The organism is Vibrio sp. 1288, from assembly GCF_033344475.1.
The window spans coordinates 1-689 of record NZ_JAWPOX010000547.1 but is presented as its reverse complement, the minus strand read 5'-3'; the positions used below and the strand labels follow the sequence as shown (position 1 = coordinate 689).

The 689-nt window shown below is 46.4% G+C and carries 1 protein-coding gene; it reads right to left on the bottom strand.

What is annotated here, in order from left to right; genetic code table 11:
* Positions 1 to 229: 229 nt before the first annotated feature.
* The coding region (locus tag R8O11_RS27945; RefSeq protein ID WP_318194962.1) for a sodium ion-translocating decarboxylase subunit beta at positions 230 to 689 on the bottom strand (460 nt) is incomplete at its 5' end.

Here is a 689-nt window from a genome sequence, read left to right as displayed (position 1 = left end):
ATCGGAGTTTCAGCGCTTTGAATCGCCAGAACATTGGCGTCGCCAAACTCAGTGATAACAATCTGTTTATGTTCCATAACTCACTCCCTGAGGGACAAATAAAAAAGGGATGCCGGAGCATCCCTTTGACTATAAACCATTTTGTTTAACCAAGTTAATGGCAAGCATGTAAATTGGTTGATAATTTTATCTTCAACACGATAACTGTATTTACGTGTTACAAGAGTCTTTATCCAACCAAGGCCAACAGAATACCTGCCGCTACCGCGGAGCCAAGTACACCCGCTACGTTTGGTCCCATCGCATGCATCAACAAGAAGTTTTGAGGGTTTGCATCAAGCCCGACTTTGTTCACCACACGCGCAGCCATAGGTACGGCAGACACCCCTGCCGCGCCAATGAGTGGGTTGATGTCCTCTTCTGAGAACTTATTAAGAAGCTTAGCCATGAGAACACCTGCGCCTGTACCGATACTGAACGCCACAGCGCCTAGACCAAGAATGCCTAGTGTTTCCAAGTTTAAGAACTGGTCAGCTTGCAGTTTCGAGCCAACCCCTAAACCCAAGAAGATAGTCACAATATTGATCAGTTCATTTTGTGCAGTTTTCGATAAACGATCCACTACACCCGCTTCACGCATCAGGTTACCGAGACAGAACATACCAACCAATGGCGTCGCAGAAGGTAGG